We start from the raw sequence: 15,752 nt of genomic DNA on the forward strand, positions 1-15,752 counted from the left end.
AAGATGACCAATTTGTAATTTTTTGTGAGTTTCTCGTTACTCTCGTGTTGCGGAGGTTGTCCCAAGACCCACGCATTCCCGGCTGGGGAGCAGTACGAAAGACAGCCGGATGGCCTTGCTCCTACCTGTCAACCAGAGAGATCTTTCGATGAAATTCGCCAAGACCATGAAGCGCACGGCGTTGAGTGCGGCGCTGGGTATGTGCTTTGCCGGCGTCGTCCACGCGCAGAGCACCAGCGGCAGCATCCGCGGCACCGTGCAGCCGGGTTCCACCGTGACCATCAGCAACAACAGCGGCTTCAGTCGCACGGTCACGGCCGATGCCGATGGCCGTTACAGCCTGAGCTCGCTCCCGGTGGGGTCCTACACCGTGACCTCGCAGGAGGGCGGCAGCAAGTCGGTGATCGTTACGGTCGGCAGTGCGGTCGACGCGTCCTTCGGCGGCAACGCCGCGACGCTGCAAACGGTCCGGGTCACCGGCGCGTCGGCGCCGAAGATCGACGTGACCGCCACCGATACCCATACGGTGATCACCGCCGAGCAGCTCAAGCGCCTGCCGATCCCGCGTTCGGCCGAGGCCATCGCGCTGCTGGCGCCGGGGACCGCGTCGGGCAACGGCTACTACTTCGGCAACAGCGTGTCCTTTGGCGGCGCGTCGGTGGCGGAGAACGCCTACTACATCAACGGCTTCTTCACCGGCAACCCGATGACCAATGTCGGTGGCTATACGCTGCCCTATGGGTCGATCGCCCAGCAGGAGACCTACACCGGTGGCTACAGCGCCAAGTACGGTCGTTCCGACGGCGGCGTGATCAACGGCATCGGCATGAGCGGCAGCAACGATCTGCATTTCGGCGGCCAGATCACGTTCTCGCCCAAGGGCCTGCGCTCCAACAATCCGGATCGCTACTACCCGAACATGGATTTCAGCGCGGCCAATGCCAATCCGAACATCCCGGTCAATCCCGACACCGGCAAGCCCTATCAGTACGGCTACGAATCGCCGCAGCTGGCGGGCACGATCTACGACAAGGGCAATCAGCACGAGCGCTGGGAGAGCACCTACAGCGGCTACGTCAGCGGTCCGCTGATCCGCGACACCTTGTTCGGCTTCATTTCCGCAGAAACCGACAAGGTCGACACCGCGACCGGGTCGCCCAGCCAGGCCGCGCCGGCGACCTACGAGCGCTACAGCAGCACCAATCCCAAGCTGTACGCCAAGTTGAACTGGAACATCAACGACAGCAACCTGCTCGAATACACCTATCTGCACGAGAAGACCAACGAGCGCGGCACCGATTACGGCTACGACTTCGATACCCAGGCCATCGGCAACGTGCTCAATTCGATCACGCCGACCTACCTGACCAACGACCTGTCGGTGCTCAAGTACACCGGCTATCTCACCGACAGCCTGACCTTCGACGCCACCTACGGCCGCACGCGCCAGGCCTACAAGGCGATCAATCCGCAGGTGTCGGCCGGCATCGACATGGTCACCGCCTCGCAGGCCACGGTGAATCCGGCCGTGGGCGACATCAGCGGCGTCACCATTCCCAACACGCTCACCGCCGGCGGTACCAACGCCATCGATCGCAGCCACGGCCTGCGCGCCGACCTGCAGTGGGTGGTGGGCGACCACACCCTGACCCTGGGCGTGGACAACATGAAGTTCTCGTCGGACAACGAGGGCATCACCCAGTACGTCAACAACTGGCGTTACTCCCACACCAACAACATGGGCGCGCTGGCCGCCTACGGTATTCCCAGTCTGGCCGCGTCCAATGGCTACTACGTCAGCAACACGTTCTACACCGACGCCAGCAGCATGTCCCTCAAGCAGGACGCCTTTTACCTGGAAGACAAGTGGCAGGTCGTGGACAACCTGCTGCTGACCGTGGGTCTGCGCAACGACAAGTTCACCAACTACAACAACGTCGGCAAGCCCTACGTGGACAGCGGTAACCAGTGGGCACCGCGGATCGGTGCGGCATGGGATGTGTTCGGGGATTCTTCGTTCAAGCTGTTCGCCAACGCGGGTCGCTACTTCCTGGCGCTGCCCAATGCGGTGGCGCTGCGTGGCGCTTCGCCCTCCACCTTCACCCGCCAGTACTTCACCTACACCGGCATCAATCCCAACACCGGCGCCCCGGTGACCGATCAGGCCAGTACGGTGCTGGTGCTCAACGGTGAGGACGGCAAGCCCGTCGATCCCAATACGATCGCGCCCACCAACCTCAAGAGCGAGTACCAGGACGAATACATCCTGGGCTTCGAGAAGACGCTCGGTGCGTCCTGGGCCTTCGGCGCCAAGGTCACCTATCGCGACCTGAAGTCGGCCGTGGACGACATCTGCGATCCGGGCACGATGTACAACAAGCTCGCCGCGACCCAGGGCCAGAGCGTGGCCGATGGCGTCGACATCCCGGGCTGCTTCCTGGGCAACCCCAGCGCCAGCAACACCTTCAACCTGCAGAACATCGACGCCAACGGCAATCCCACCGGCACCTACACCAAGCTGACCATGAACCCCAGCGACTGGGGCTGGCCGTCGCCGATGAAGCGCACCTACAAGGCCATCGATCTGTTCCTGGAGCATCCGTTCGACGGCAAGTGGGAGTTCCGCGTGGACTACACCTACTCCAAGCTGCAGGGCAACACCGAGGGTCCGGCCAATTCGGATACCGGGCAGGGCAGCGACAGCCACGACAATGGTGTGTCCACGTCGGAGAACTGGGATATCGCGGCGATCATGAAGTACGCCGATGGCTATCTGGCCAACGACCATCGCCATCAGATCAAGCTGCATGGCAGCTACGCCTTCAACGACGACTGGTCGGTGGGCGTCAGTGCGCGCCTGATGGCGGGTGCGCCGGCCAACTGCTTCGGCTACTACAACCCGGATGGCAGCATCGACGAGAACGATAATGCCGACGGCGGTCCAGCAGATCCGGCGGGCAACTATGGCGCGGCCTACCATACCTGCTTCGGCAAGTCGGCTTCTCCCGGCACCAAGTTCCTGCCGTGGACGCACGATTGGGATCTGGGCGTGGTGTATGCGCCGGGCTACTTCGATCACAAGCTGCGCCTGGGTCTGAACGCGTTCAACGTGTTCAATTCCCACGGCATCACCTCGCAGGGCTGGACCTCGGAAACGGCGGCCTACACCGTTTCCAACACCTACGGCCTGCCGTACGCGTTCCAGTCCCCGCGCTACGTGCAGTTCTCGGCGGCCTACGACTGGTAAGCCGACGCGACTGCGGCAGCTGCACCAAGAGCCGGCTCCGTGAGGAGCCGGTTTTCTTTTGGGCTCTTCACAGGCGTGCGGATTCGGTGAGCGGACTTCGCCAACCAGCCTCGACCCGGCCGGACGCTGCGCTTCGTGTCCGTCCGCCCTGTAGAGCGGAGCTTGCTCCGCTGGGGCTTAACCCACGAACCAAACCAAGAGCAGCGGAGCAAGCTCCGCTCTACGAGGAGGTCGCGACGTGAGGGGAAGAACCAGTTCCTCCCATCGGGATCATCCGCAAGGACTGATTGCAACTGCCGCCGCAGCGGGCCGTCCTTTCCTCAAGCGTGCGTTTCCCGTCCGGCTCACAGCCCCGCCAGAAACCCCCGCACCGCCGGGTCGAAGCGGGCGAAGTCGACCAGAAAGGCGTCGTGGCCCTGCGGCGAGGGCAGGGGGACGAAGCTGCTGTCGGCGCCGCCGGCGCGCAGGCCCGAGGCGATCTGTTCCTGCTGCTGCAGCGGGAACAGGATGTCGGTGGTGGCGCCGATGGCCATCGCCTTGTCCAGCTCGATGGTGGCCAGCGCCTGCAGGACGTCGCCGCCCGCGGCGTATTCGGCCAGGTCGAACCAGTCCATCGAGCGGCTCAGATACAGATAGCAGTTGGGGTCGAAGCGGCGCACGAAGCGGCGCGCGTGGCCTTCTAGATAGCTTTCCACCTGGAATTCCAGGCCGAACGGCTCCTCGTCCGGGCGGTCGGATTCCAGCCGCACCCGGCCGAAGCGGCCGTCCCACTCCAGCGCCGAGCGGTAGGTGATCACGCCCAGCTTGCGCGCCATGCGCATGCCGCTTTCCGGATAGGCGTGCTCGCTGTAGTCGCCGCCATTCCACAGCGGGTCCAGGCGGATCGCCTCGCGCTGCAGCGAGCGGATGGCGATGGAGAAGGGCAGGGCCTGCGCGCTGCCGGAGATGTTGATATGGCTGCGCGCGATACCGGGGTTGGCGTGCAGCAGGGCCAGGGCGGTCATGCCGCCCATCGAGTTGCCGACCACGCAGGCCAGCCGCTCGATGCCGAGCGCCCGCACCACTTCCACGGCAGCGGCCGCGCCGTCCTCGATCGACAGGTCGGGGAAGGTGAGGCGATACGGCTGGCCGGTGGCCGGGTCGATCGACGCAGGTCCGGTCGAGCCCTTGCAGCTGCCCAGCGAGTTGACGCACACCACGAACCAGCGCGTGGTGTCGATCGCCTTGCCCGGGCCGAGCATCGCCTCCCACCAGCCCGGCGTGTCGTCCAACGCGCTGGAGGCGGCATGCGCATCGGGCGAGAGGCCGGTGACGATCAGGATGGCATTGTCGCGCGCCAGCGACAGCGTGCCCCAGGTCTCGTAGGCGATGCGCGCGCTGTGCAGGGCGCCGCCGCGCTTCATCGGGAAGGGCGAGAACAGCGCGTGCCAGCGCGTGCCGGGGGGGATGAATTCGGTCATCGCGTCAGTGTAGCCGGTGGGCAAATCGCGACGCGTCGCGCCGGTTGCGTCGATCTGGCGACGCAGCGTACCGATGATCCAGGGCGCCTTCAGCGCGCGCCGCTGCCGATCACCAGCGTCACTGGCGCCTGGGCCGGCAGGCGCACGCGCACCGGCGCCGATTCCAGATCGCCTGCGCTGCGTTGGGCATTGCCGCTGGCCGAGACGCGGGCGATGAGTTCGACCTCGCGCAGTGCGGAGAGCTTCTGCGTGGGCATTGGGCTGTCCGCATCGCTCAGGCGGATCTCCAGCGGCAGCTGGCCGAGCCTGTGTTTCTGTACGGCCACCGGCATCGGCGGGCCATCCGGGATGCGCGCGATTACGAACACCGTGGCGTCGGCCGGCGGGCGTGCGGCGGCCGGAAGCGCGGGGTCCAGCGTTACCCGCACGCGCACCGCGTTGGCCTCGTCCGCGGCGGCAGGCGCGCTCGTCGGGGCGGTCAGCGGCGGCTGGCCGGCCTCGGCGCGGGCCGCGTTGATCTGCTCGCGCAGGCTGTTGGCCGTGGCGGTGTCGACCTGGGCCAGCAGCGGCTCCCAGGTGGCGGCGGCCTGCGCGGCGGCGCCGCGCTGGCGCTGGGCCACGCCGAGGAACCAGCGCGCGCGCTGCTGCGTCGGATCGATGCGCAGCGCATGCTCGAGCATCGCCACGGCCTGATCGTCCAGGCGCCGCTGCGGATCGGCCAGGCTGCGCGACTGCGCAGCTTCGACCAGCGCGTTGGCATCCTCGGGCAGCAGCGCCGCGGCGCGGGCGAAGGCCTCGCGCGCTTCGACGGCCTTGCCCTGCGCGGCCAGCGTGCGGCCCAGCAGCTGCCAGCCTTCGGCGGCCTGCGGGTCGCGCCGCAGCTGCTCCTTGAGTAGGGCGATGGCGTCCTCCATCGTCGTCGGCGCCTGGCTGGCCTGCGGCACCAGGGCGGCGGGCGTGCCGAGCAGCCGGTACAGCGCGAACGCGCACACGCCCAGGGCGACCACCAGCCCGGTGGCCAGCTTCGGCGCGCCGCGCCACAGCGGCCACAGCGCGCCGCCCAGCACAAGCAGGGTCAGCACGGCGGCGGCGATCACGAAGCCGGCCATCACCACTCCTGCCCGTCGTCAGCCGGCGGCGGGCCGCTCGCGCTGCGCCGGCGCACTACGCGCACGACGATCAGCATGCCGACCACCAGCAGCAGCAAGGGCCCGAACCACAGCGGCCATGTGCTGCGTTCGACCTGCGGGCGATACAGCACGAACTCGCCGTAGCGCGAGACCAGATAAGTCTTGATCTGCGCATCGCTCTGGCCGGCGTTCATCAGCTGCAGCACTTCGCGGCGCAGGTCGTGGGCGATCTGCGCATTGGAATCGGCCAGCGACTGGTTCTGGCACATCACGCAGCGCAGCTCGTGGGTGAGCGCGTTGAAGCGCGCCTCCTGCGCCGGATCGCGGAACTGCAGCGGCGTGGGATCGCTGACCTGGGCCCAGGCCAGCAGCGGCGCGGCCAGGACGATCAGCAGCAGGGCGCGCAGCAGGGCCTTCATCGCGCCCGCTCCGCGGCGGCCAGCGCCGGCAGCAGTTCGCGCTCGACGATGGTCTGGTCGAGCGGGCCGACATGCTTCCAGCGCACGATGCCGCCGGCGTCGACCAGAAAGGTCTCCGGCGCGCCGTAGATGCCCCAGTTCAGCGAGGCCTTGCCTTCCACGTCGCTGACCACGGCCTCGTAGGGGTTGCCGAACTGCTGCAGCCAGCGCAGCGAATCGGCCGGATCATCCTTCAACGCATAGCCGATCACGCGCACCTTGCCCGAGCGCGCCAGCGCGCTGACGGTGGGGTGTTCGACCCGGCACTCCGGGCACCAGCTGCCCCAGACGTTGAGCACGTAGGGCCGGCCGCGCAGCGTGGCCAGATCCAGGGTGCTGCCCGGCGCGTGCAGCAGCGGCAGCACCGTGGCCGGCGCCGGGCGGCCGATCAGCGCCGAGGGCAAGGCCTGGCGGTCGGGGCGGTCGGAGCGCTGCACGGCCACCAGCAGCAGCGCGAACAGCGCGGCCAGGCACAGCGCGCCGATGATCAGCGCGCCGCGCGAGATGCCGCGACGCTCGGCCGATGCGCTCACGGCGTGGCCTCCGGACGGCGACGGAAGCGGCGATCGCTGGCGCTGACCAGCCCCCCCAAGGCCATCAACACCGCGCCGGCCCAGATCCAGCGCACCATCGGCTTGACCTGGATGCGCACCGCCCAGGCGCCGTTGCCCAGCGGTTCGCCCAGCGCCACGTACACATCGCCCAGCACGCCAGGACGCACGGCCGATTCGGTCATGACCTGACCGCCGCTGGCATAGGCGCGCTTCTCCGGATGCAGGGTCTGCAGCGGCGTATCGCGCCGGGTCAGCTGCAGCGTGCCGCGGTCGGCGACATAGTTGGGGCCGCGGCTTTCCTGCACGCCTTCGAAGGTGAAGCCGTAGTGGCCGACCTCGACCGTCTGGCCGGGGCGTAGCGCCACTTCGCGCTGCACGTTGAGCGCCTCGACCAGCAGCGCGCCGACCAGGAAGACCGCGATGCCCAGATGCGCCAGGCTCATGCCGAGCATCTCGGCGGTCAGCCGCCCCTGCGCGCGCAGCCGCTGCCAGACGAAGCGCAGCGTGCCGGCGGCCACCCACAGCGCCCCGGCGATGCCGGCGGCGGTCTTCCACTGGCCCTGCGGCGCGATGAAGTACGCGATGCCGCCGCCGATCAACGCCAGCACCGCCCACGGCGCCAGCAGCGCGGCCACGCGCGAGGCCTGCTCGCGCTGCCATTTGAACAACGGCCCAAACGGCAGCAGCAGCACCAGCGGCGCCATCAGCAGCAGGAACAGCAGGCTGAAGTAGGGCGGGCCGACCGAGATCTTGCCCAGGTCCAGCGCATCGGCCAGCAGCGGATACAGCGTGCCCAGCGCGACCATCGCGCAGGCGCAGGCCAGCAGCACGTTGTTGGCCAGCAGCAGGGTCTCGCGCGAGCTGGCCGCGAACGGCTTGCCGTCGCCCATCTGCGGCGCGCGCAGCGCGTACAGCAGCAGCGAGCCGCCGAGCACGATGCCAAGGAATACCAGCACGAACAGCCCGCGCGTGGGATCGGCCGCGAACGCATGCACGCTGGTCAGCACGCCCGAGCGCACCAGGAAGGTGCCCAGCAGCGACAGCGAGAACGCGGCGATGGCCAGCAGCAGCGTCCAGCCGCGGAAAGACCCGCGCTTCTCGGTCACCGCCTGCGAATGGATCAGCGCCGCGCCGGCCAGCCAGGGCATGAAGCTGGCGTTCTCCACCGGGTCCCAGAACCACCAGCCGCCCCAGCCCAGCTCCGAATACGCCCACCAGCTGCCCAGCGCGATGCCGCCGGTCAGGAACGCCCAGGCCACATTGGTCCACGGCCGCGTCCAGCGCAGCCAGCGTGCATCCAGCGTGCCGTCCAGCAGCGCGGCCACGGCGAAGGCGAAGGGCACCGCGAAGCCCACATAGCCCATGTAGAGCATCGGCGGATGGATGATCATCCCCGGGTCCTGCAGCAGCGGATTGAGATCGCGCCCCTCGCCGGGCGAGGGCAGCAGCCGCACGAAGGGATCGGAGGTGAGCAGCAGGAAGGACAAAAAGCCCACCGCCACCACGCCCATCACCGCCAGCACGCGCGCCACCACCACCTGCGGCAGATGCGTGGAGAAGCAGGCCACCGCCGCGCTCCAGCCGGCCAGCACCAGCGCCCACAGCAGCAGCGAGCCTTCGTGCGAGCCCCACACGGCGGTGTAGCGATAGACCAGCGGCAGCAGCGAATTGGAGTTCTCGGCCACGTAGCGCACCGAGAAGTCCTGCTGCACGAACGCGGCGGTGAGCGCCGCGAACGCGATGAACACCGCGGCCAGCTGCGCGATCGCCGCCGGCCGCGCGATCGCCATCCACGCCACGCGACCGCGCTGCGCCCCCAGCGCCGGCAGCACCGCCTGCACGAGGGCCACCAGCAGCGCGAGGATGAGGGCGAACTGGCCGAGCTCAGGAAGCATGGTGGAGCCGGGACCGGGAACCCGGGACCCGGGCCCCGGAAAAAGAGAAGGGCGAAAGCTCGATGCCGTGTGGACGCATCGAAGCGCGCAACCGCGATCGCTCAGGGCGCGCAGCCGCTTCAGACCTTGGGATGCCGCTTTCCCGGGTCCCGGGTCCCCGGTCCCCGGTCCCGCACCTGCCAGACCTCACTGCTTCACCTGATGCTTCTGATGCGCCTTGCCCATCTTGTCGGCGACTTCCTTGGGCATGTAGGTCTCATCGTGCTTGGCCAGCACCTCGGTGGCGACGAACTGGCCGCCCTGCATCGAGCCGGTGGCGACCACCGCCTGATCCTCGCGGAACAGGTCCGGCAGGATGCCGGTATAGACCACCGGCAGCTGCGCATCGCCGTCGGTGACGCGGAAATGCGCCTCCATCGAGCCCTGCGCGCGCTTGAACGAGCCGCGCTCGACCATCCCGCCCAGGCGGAAGCGCGCATGCTCACCGGCCTGGCCGGAGAGCACCTCGGCCGGGGTGAACAGATAGTTGGCATTGCGCGACAGCGCCGCGGCGACCAGGGCGGTGGCCAGGCCCGCGGCCACCAGCAGCGCGCAGACCAGCAGCAGACGGCGACGGCGGACCGGATTCATCGCGGCAGCTCGGTCTGCGCGGGCGCGGCCACGCGCCGGGCCTGGGCGCGGGCCTGGCGCTGGCGCGCGCTGCGCAGCAGCTGACGCAGCTGCAGGCGCGGCAGCAGGAAGTCCCAGGCCAGCACGATCACGAACACCGCATAGGCGCCGATGACGTAGGGCAGATAGCTCACGGACGTGCCTCCGCCAGCCGCAGCACCCAGTCCTTGCCGGCCTCGCGGCGCAGGTTGTCCAGGCGCGCGCGCTGCAGCAGCGAGCCGGCGAACCAGGCCTTGGTCGCCAGCACCATGATCCACAGTGGCGTGATCATGCTGGCGTCCATGTGCGAGGGGCCCATCAGGCTGATGGTCTGGCCCTGGTGCAGCGAGTTCCACCACACCACCGAATAGCGGATCACCGGCAGCAGCGCCACCCCGACGATGGCCAGCAGCCCGGCGGCGCGGGCGGCGGCGCGGCGGTCCTCGATGGCCCCGTACAGGCCCATCACGCCCAGGTAGAGGAACAGCAGGATCAGCTCGGTGGTCAGGCGCGGGTCCCAGTCCCACCAGGTGCCCCACATCGGCTTGCCCCAGATCGAGCCGGTGGCCAGGGTGATGACGGTGAAGGCCGCGCCGATCGGCGCGCAGGCCATGGCCAGGATCTCGCACAGCTTGATGCGCCAGATCAGGGCGATGGCCGCGTACAGCGCCATCAGCCCGAACACGAACAGGCTCATCCACGCGGCGGGCACGTGGATGTAGAGGATGCGGAAGCTGTCGCCCTGCTGGTAGTCGGCCGGCACCACGAACAAGGCCTGCCACAGCCCCACCAGCATGGCGACCAGGCCGATGCCGAAGCACCACGGCGCCCAGCGCGCGGCGAAGCGATCGAACACCGGCGGCGAACCGAGCCGATGGAACCACAGCACTAGCGCATTCTTCTGGGACATCGAGACTCGTGGGGCTTGCGGAAAGACGCCAGCTGGCACCCGTCGGGCGAAGGCAATGCCGAGGCCGCGCCAGGCAGGGTGGGCGGCGCGGCGGTGCCCGGATTGTCCACCAAAAGCAAGGACGGCCGCCACGCTGCGCCGCACACCGCGGCCGCCTCGGCCCGGGGACGCCCGGGCCGCGCGCGCCGGCTTACTTGACCGTCAGCGTGCCCTTCATCAGGGTCGAGTGGCCGGGGAAGCTGCAGAAGAACGAATACGGGCCGCCGCTGGCGATCTTGGCCACCGGGAAGCTGACCGAGGTGCTCTCGCCGCCGCCGATCAGCTTGCTGTGGGCCACCACGCGCGCATCGCCCGCCTTGACGTAGTCCGCCGGCGCGCCGGCCTTCATGCCGTCGCTGTCGATGCCGGCCATGTCGGCCGTCTTGCCGATTACCACGTTGTGACCCATCACGGTCTTGGCCAGCTTGCCGGTGTGCTTGAGGTTGATGGTGAAGTTGGCGCAGCTCTTGGGCACATCGATATTGGTCAGGCTGTACTTCATCATGTCGTTGCCTTCCAGGTCGGCCGAGCAGGTGGCGGCGCGCGCGCCGAAGGACGCACAGGACGCGGACGCGGCGAGGATGGCGGCGGCGATCAGGTAGGGACGCATGTTTCGAACTCCGGTGAGGGTTGGGACGTGGAAGCGGGCGAAGGCTTGAGGGCTGGACCGCGCGAGGCGCCGTGCAGGTGTGGGGCACAGGATCGCGCGATCACTGTAATGGGTGGAACTGGCCGATGGTCTGACAGTCGGGGCCGGAAAGGGAAGCGCCGCGGCGGGTGGGGCGCGCTCGGGCAGGTGGAAGCGAGGCCTACTCGGTGGCGATGCGCAGCGCCGCGGCCGCCGCCAGCGGCGCCAGCACGATGGCCAGCGCCAGGCCGGCCGCCAGCATCAGCAGGGCGAAGCCCGGGTCCAGCCCTTCCGCGGCCCGGGCCACCGCGCCGGCGCCGAACACCAGCACCGGCACGTACAGCGGCAGCGCCAGCAGGGCCAGCAGCACCCCGGCCCGGCGCATGCCCACGGTCAGCGCGGCCACCACCGCGCCGAGCAGGCTCAGCAGCGGCGTGCCCAGGGCCAGCGAGGCCATCAGCACCGGCAGCAGCGGGCGCGGCAGGTACAGCAGTTCGGCCAGCAGCGGGGTGGCGATCAGCACCGGGCCGGCGGTCGCCAGCCAGTGCGCCAGCACCCGCACCGCCACCAGCCAGGCCAGCGGCACCGGCGCCAGGATCCACTGCTCCAGCGAGCCGTCCTCGGCATCGCCGCGGAACAGGCTGTCCAGGGTCAGCAGCCCGGCCAGCAGCGCGGCCAGCCACAGCACCGCCGCCGCGACCCGCGCCAGCAGCTGCGGGTTGGCGCCCAGCGCCAGGGCGAACAGCACCACCACCAGCAGCGCGAACAGGGCCGGCTGCAGGGCGTCGCCGCGCCGGCGCCACAGCAGGCGCAGGTCGCGGCGCAGCAGCGCGGCGGCGGTGCCGGGCAGGGTGGGCGGACTCACGCGGCGACCTGCTCGCGCCCGGCGAGCAGCAGCTGCCGGGTGCGCACCGGCGGGGCGGCGTAGGCGCCGTGGGTGGTGACCAGGGCCGCGCCGCCCTGCGCCAGATGCGCCGAGATCATCCGGTTGACCAGGGTGATGCCGTCCAGGTCGAGGTTGGCGTAGGGCTCGTCGAGCAGCCATAAGGGCGCCGGGGAGAGCCACAGCCGGGCCAGCGACAGGCGCTTCTTCTGCCCGGCCGACAGCTGCCGGGCCAGGGTGTCCTCGTAGCCGGCCAGGCCGGTGGCGGCCATCGCCTGGGCCGGGCTGAGCGTGGCGCGGCGGCCGTGCAGGCCGCACAGGAACTCCAGGTTCTCCAGCGCGCCCAGGTCGCCCTTCAGCGCCGGCAGGTGCCCCAGGTAGGCCATCGCCAGCGAACGCGCGTGCGCATCGGCGCTGCGCCCTTCCAGCGCGATGGTCCCGGCGTCGGCGCGCAGCAGGCCGGCCAGCACGCGCAGCAGCGTGGTCTTGCCGGCGCCGTTGCCGCCCTGGACCAGCAGCGCCTCGCCGGCGTCGAGCTGGAACGCCAGCGGCCCGAATACCGGCTCCTCGTTGCGGCTGAAGGCCAGCGCCTGGACGGACAGCAGGGGCGGGCGCGGGGCATCGGACGTCATCGGCCGCATTCTAGGGGAGGTCGTCGATCGCGGCCTGCCGGGGAACTTGGGACCGTGGGGCGCGCGCGCCGCTCAGCCCGTCCAGTCGGTGAACATGTCGTCGGGCGCATCGTGCGGGCGCGGGGCCTGCATGCGCAGGCGCACCGGTTCGCCGGCCAGCCAGTACAGCGTGCCGGCCTGGCCGAAGTCGCGCGCCAGCGCGTCGGCCTGGTCCCAGCCCACGTCCAGCACCAGCCAGCCGTGCTCGACCGCGCCGCCCTGCGCATTGCAGCCCAGGGCGCGGTGGATGCTCAGGCTGGTCTCGCGCAGGCGCTGTTCCAGGACCTGGGCGGCCTCCAGGTTGCGCGCCTCGCCGGCCGGGCAGGAGCGCGGATTCCAGGCGGTGACGAACTGGTAGCTGCGCGCGCCGAGCTGGCGCTCCACGTCGGCGGCCGACTGGCCGACCTGGAACAGCCATTCCTTGCGCCCCACCACCACGAAGTAGTGCGCGGCGGCATACAGCCGGGCCAGGTCGCCCAGCGCCGGTGGTGTCTGTTCCAGTTCCCCGTCCATGGCGCGGATCATGGGCACGGCGCGGCGCCGGCGCCAGTCAGACCAAGGTCGTGGGGGCCCCGGCCCGGGCCGGGTCACCGGCGTGCCCGACGCCATTGCGTACACTTGCGGCCCCCACCGACCGCCCTCTTCCGGACCGATGCAGCCGCAGACCAAGTTGCCCCGCGTGGGCACCACCATCTTCACCGTGATGTCGCAGCTGGCCGCCGAGCACGGCGCGGTCAACCTCGGCCAGGGCTTCCCTGATTTCCCGGTCCCGCAGCGGCTGGTGGACGAGCTGGACCGCGCCATGCGCGCCGGCCACAACCAGTACCCGCCGATGACCGGCGTGGCGCCGCTGCGCCAGGCCATCGCCGCCAAGGTGCTGCGCTGCTACGGCGCCCAGGTGAACGCGGACACCGAGATCACCGTGACCAGCGGCGCCACCGAGGCGCTGTTCAACGCCATCCACGCGGTGGTGCGCCCGGGCGAGGAGGTGATCGTGCTCGACCCGGCCTACGACAGCTACGAGCCGGCGATCGAACTGGCCGGCGCGCGCGCCGTGCACGTGGCGCTGGACCCGCAGACCTTCGCGGTGGACTGGGACCAGGTGCGCGCGGCGATCACGCCGGCCACGCGCCTGATCATGGTCAACAGCCCGCACAACCCCTCCGGCGCCATGTTCGGCAAGGCCGACCTGCAGGCCTTGAGCGACCTGCTGGAAGGCACCGACATCTTCCTGGTGTCCGACGAGGTCTACGAGCACATCGTCTTCGACGGCCGCGTGCATGAGTCCGTGCTGCGCTGGCCGCAGCTGGCGCGGCGCGCCTTCGTGGTGTCCAGCTTCGGCAAGACCTACCACTGCACCGGCTGGAAGATCGGCTACGCCATCGCCCCGCCGGCGCTGACCGCCGAGTTCCGCAAGGTCCACCAGTACAACACCTTCACCAGCTTCGCCCCGGCCCAGCACGCCTTCGCCGCGATGCTGCAGGCCGAGCCGGAACACGATGAGCAGCTCGGCGCGTTCTACCAGGCCAAGCGCGACCGTTTCCGCGAGCAGCTGCTGGGCACCCGGCTCAAGCCGCTGCCGGTGCCGGGCGGGTATTTCCAGCTGGTGGACTATTCGGCGGTCAGCGACCTGCCGGACATCGAGTTCGTGAAATGGCTGACGATCGAGCACGGCGTCACCGCGATCCCGCTGTCGCCGTTCTACGAGACCCCGCCGGCCGGCCAGCGCCTGGCGCGGCTGTGCTTCGCCAAGAACGCCGCCACGCTGGATGCGGCGATCGAGCGGCTGGTGAAGCTCTGAGGGCAGGGACGGCGCACTCGTCGTCTCCGTTCTTCCAGAAGTGTGGAGACGGCTCCTCCCCTTTCGCGAAGCGAAGGGGGAGGTTGGGAGGGGGTGCTTTTTGCTTTTGCCTTTGCTTTGGCCTTCCCCGCGAAGAGCGACCCCTCCCCAGCCCTCCCCTTGGCCTGCGGCCAAAGGGAGGGGGCAAAGGCGGGCGCCGCCTCGGGAACGCCTCAACCATCGTTCCCGAGCAGGTGGAAACCCAGGGGCTTTCGGGCAAGCGTCCCGGACGCTGGATTCTCGCGTTCGCGGGAATGACGGGGGAGGAATTCTTGAACGGTGAGGCATCGAAGCGGTCGACGCGTGATCGCGTCGTCCGGGTTGAGCGTAATCTTCAGGTCCAGACTCCCAAGCCCCCGTTCCGAAGAGCACGCCCATGCAAGACCTCCGCATTGCCCTGGTCCAGGGCGCGACCCGCTGGCACGACCCGGCCGGCAACCGCAGCTACTACGGCGAGCTGATCGCGCCGGCGGCCGGCAAGGCCGACCTGGTGATCCTGCCGGAGACCTTCACCAGCGGCTTCTCCAACGACGCCATCGATCGCGCCGAAGGCATGGACGGGCCGACCGTGGCCTGGATCGTCGAGCAGGCGCGGCAGCTCGACGCGGCGGTCACCGGCAGCGTGCAGCTGCGCACCGAGGAGGGCGTGTTCAACCGCCTGCTGTGGGCCACGCCCGATGGCGGGCTGTCCTGGTACGACAAGCGCCACCTGTTCCGCTATGCCGGCGAGCATCAGCGCTATGCGCCGGGCCGCGATCGCCTGAGCGTGGAATGGAAGGGCTGGCGGATCAATCCGCAGGTCTGCTACGACCTGCGCTTCCCGGTGTTCTGCCGCAACCGCTTCGATGTCGAGCGCCCGGGGCAGCTGGACTTCGACCTGCAGCTGTTCGTCGCCAACTGGCCCTCGCCGCGCCGCTATGCGTGGCAGACGCTGCTGCGCGCGCGGGCGATCGAGAACCTGTGCGTGGTGGCCGCGGTCAACCGCGTCGGCACCGACGGCAACAACCTCAGCTACGCCGGCGACAGCGTGGTGCTCGATGCCCTGGGCCAGCCGCTGGCCGAGGCCGACGCCGCCGAGGGGCTGACCTACGCCGCGGTCTCGGCGCAGGCGCTGTTGGCGCACCGTGCGCATTTCCCGGCGATGCTCGACGCGGACCGCTTCGAGCTGGCTTGAGGTGTGGGTTGTCCTTCGCCTGCGGGCAGTTCGGTAGATCGAAGCGACAACCCAGCGCGCGTTGCCTTGCCCGCAAGCGCGGTTCGATTTCATCGCCCGACCGCGTAAGGAGATCCACTTCTGCACGCGTCCGCATCCTGAGTTCGGGTAGGAGCGGCGACCTGCCAGGTTTGAGGCACAACCCCGAACCGGGTTGATCCAAGTCAAGGCGGCCC

At 69.4% G+C, this 15,752-nt stretch carries 15 protein-coding genes; 3 read left to right on the plus strand and 12 right to left on the minus strand.

The window, feature by feature from the left end; translation table 11 throughout:
* Positions 1–148 precede the first annotated feature (148 nt).
* On the plus strand, positions 149–3,247 hold the full coding sequence (locus tag WFQ05_RS01035; RefSeq protein ID WP_337052263.1) for a TonB-dependent receptor: 3,099 nt from the start codon (positions 149–151) through the stop codon (positions 3,245–3,247).
* A gap of 344 nt (positions 3,248–3,591) precedes the next feature.
* Here the strand turns inward: WFQ05_RS01035 and WFQ05_RS01040 are convergent, their stop codons facing one another.
* From WFQ05_RS01040 to WFQ05_RS01095, 12 genes are all read right to left on the minus strand, one after another.
* A complete protein-coding gene (locus WFQ05_RS01040) occupies positions 3,592–4,707 on the minus strand; it encodes a homoserine O-acetyltransferase (protein WP_337052265.1) in 1,116 nt (371 codons plus the stop codon).
* An 89-nt stretch (positions 4,708–4,796) separates the two neighbouring features.
* A complete protein-coding gene (locus WFQ05_RS01045; protein WP_337052266.1) occupies positions 4,797–5,816 on the minus strand; it encodes a cytochrome C biogenesis protein in 1,020 nt (339 codons plus the stop codon).
* Complete coding sequence (locus WFQ05_RS01050) at positions 5,816–6,247, minus strand: cytochrome c-type biogenesis protein (RefSeq protein ID WP_286577705.1); 432 nt, start codon at positions 6,245–6,247, stop codon at positions 5,816–5,818. Before WFQ05_RS01050 ends, WFQ05_RS01045 begins: the two co-directional genes overlap by 1 nt.
* 5 nt (positions 6,248–6,252) lie before the next feature.
* Complete coding sequence (locus WFQ05_RS01055; RefSeq protein WP_337052268.1) at positions 6,253–6,828, minus strand: DsbE family thiol:disulfide interchange protein; 576 nt, start codon at positions 6,826–6,828, stop codon at positions 6,253–6,255.
* Complete coding sequence (locus WFQ05_RS01060; RefSeq protein WP_337052269.1) at positions 6,825–8,744, minus strand: heme lyase CcmF/NrfE family subunit; 1,920 nt, start codon at positions 8,742–8,744, stop codon at positions 6,825–6,827. Before WFQ05_RS01060 ends, WFQ05_RS01055 begins: the two co-directional genes overlap by 4 nt.
* A gap of 186 nt (positions 8,745–8,930) precedes the next feature.
* Positions 8,931–9,374, minus strand: coding sequence for a cytochrome c maturation protein CcmE (gene ccmE, locus WFQ05_RS01065; protein WP_337052271.1), 444 nt, complete (start codon positions 9,372–9,374; stop codon positions 8,931–8,933).
* On the minus strand, positions 9,371–9,481 hold the full coding sequence (locus WFQ05_RS01070; protein WP_325052717.1) for a hypothetical protein: 111 nt from the start codon (positions 9,479–9,481) through the stop codon (positions 9,371–9,373). Before WFQ05_RS01070 ends, ccmE begins: the two co-directional genes overlap by 4 nt.
* A gap of 62 nt (positions 9,482–9,543) precedes the next feature.
* The gene (gene ccmC / locus WFQ05_RS01075; protein WP_130522327.1) at positions 9,544–10,302 is read right to left on the minus strand and encodes a heme ABC transporter permease CcmC; all 759 of its coding nucleotides are present in this window, start codon (positions 10,300–10,302) and stop codon (positions 9,544–9,546) included.
* A gap of 190 nt (positions 10,303–10,492) precedes the next feature.
* The gene (azu, locus tag WFQ05_RS01080) at positions 10,493–10,951 is read right to left on the minus strand and encodes an azurin (protein ID WP_286577417.1); all 459 of its coding nucleotides are present in this window, start codon (positions 10,949–10,951) and stop codon (positions 10,493–10,495) included.
* 199 nt (positions 10,952–11,150) lie between these two features.
* Positions 11,151–11,834 (minus strand): heme exporter protein CcmB, encoded by a 684-nt coding sequence (ccmB, locus tag WFQ05_RS01085; protein WP_337052273.1) that lies wholly within the window; start codon positions 11,832–11,834, stop codon positions 11,151–11,153.
* Positions 11,831–12,484: a heme ABC exporter ATP-binding protein CcmA gene (gene ccmA / locus WFQ05_RS01090; RefSeq protein WP_337052274.1), complete on the minus strand. Its 654-nt coding sequence runs from the start codon at positions 12,482–12,484 to the stop codon at positions 11,831–11,833. The genes ccmB and ccmA overlap by 4 nt, the downstream gene beginning before the upstream one ends.
* A gap of 72 nt (positions 12,485–12,556) precedes the next feature.
* A complete protein-coding gene (locus WFQ05_RS01095; RefSeq protein WP_337052732.1) occupies positions 12,557–13,048 on the minus strand; it encodes a DUF3293 domain-containing protein in 492 nt (163 codons plus the stop codon).
* 127 nt (positions 13,049–13,175) lie between these two features.
* Here WFQ05_RS01095 and WFQ05_RS01100 point away from each other — a divergent pair, with 127 nt between their 5' ends.
* Both WFQ05_RS01100 and WFQ05_RS01105 read left to right on the plus strand, forming a co-directional pair.
* Positions 13,176–14,324 (plus strand): pyridoxal phosphate-dependent aminotransferase, encoded by a 1,149-nt coding sequence (locus WFQ05_RS01100; protein ID WP_337052275.1) that lies wholly within the window; start codon positions 13,176–13,178, stop codon positions 14,322–14,324.
* 415 nt (positions 14,325–14,739) lie between these two features.
* Positions 14,740–15,537, plus strand: a complete 798-nt coding sequence (locus WFQ05_RS01105; RefSeq protein WP_130519524.1) for an amidohydrolase — start codon at positions 14,740–14,742, stop codon at positions 15,535–15,537.
* Positions 15,538–15,752: the final 215 nt, after the last annotated feature.

The sequence above is a fragment of the Pseudoxanthomonas sp. USHLN014 genome (genome assembly GCF_037153335.1).
In the GTDB taxonomy this organism is placed as follows: Bacteria; Pseudomonadota; Gammaproteobacteria; order Xanthomonadales; family Xanthomonadaceae; genus Pseudoxanthomonas_A; species Pseudoxanthomonas_A winnipegensis.